This window comes from Methylobacterium sp. WL18, assembly GCF_008040015.1.
In the GTDB taxonomy this organism is placed as follows: domain Bacteria; phylum Pseudomonadota; class Alphaproteobacteria; order Rhizobiales; family Beijerinckiaceae; genus Methylobacterium; species Methylobacterium mesophilicum.
Map to the genome: position 1 here is coordinate 1 of NZ_VRVD01001256.1, position 574 is coordinate 574.

A 574-nucleotide genomic window follows, 5' to 3' on the forward strand; every position below is an offset into this window, starting at 1 on the left:
CCTGCCGGCCCGTGGGGCCGTTCCCGGGGCCGGTCGGCGCGGTCGTCCGCCACCGGGCCACGGGCGCCTGGATCGCTGTGTTCATGGCCAAGGTCGGCGGCACCTTCGCACGCTCCGGCTTCTACTGGACCACCTCGCGCGACCTGCTCGCCTGGGACACGCCGCGCCTGCTCCTCGAAGGCGCGACCCTGTACGACGATCCCTGCATGGCGACCGCGCCGCTGATCGCCTACCCGTCGCTCCTCGATCCGGGCGCGCGGGGCCGCAACTTCGACGATGTCGGCGACGGAGCGCTGCTGACCTACGCGACCCTGCGCGTCGAGGGCTGCACGATCACCTCCGACCGGGACCTGGTGCGCCGCCCGGTGGCGATCCGGGTCTGGCCTTGAGGGGCGCGTCCCGAAATACGCGGCTCTACTGACCGGTCCGCCCCACCTGGGGGCCGCCGCGCGCGCTCCGGCCTTGCCGTGCTCCGGAGGGAGGGCGATACCCGAGGATCCGCCGCCAGAGGATCCCGGATGCCCGAGGAGATGACGCGCCGCCCGGTCGGGGCCGGAGCCGCCCGGTCCCGCGA

General features: G+C 74.7%; 1 pseudogene. It reads left to right on the plus strand.

The annotated features are described in order from the left end of the window. A pseudogene (locus FV228_RS32175) lies at positions 1-389 on the plus strand (hypothetical protein); the annotation flags it as partial. Positions 390-574 lie beyond the last annotated feature (185 nt).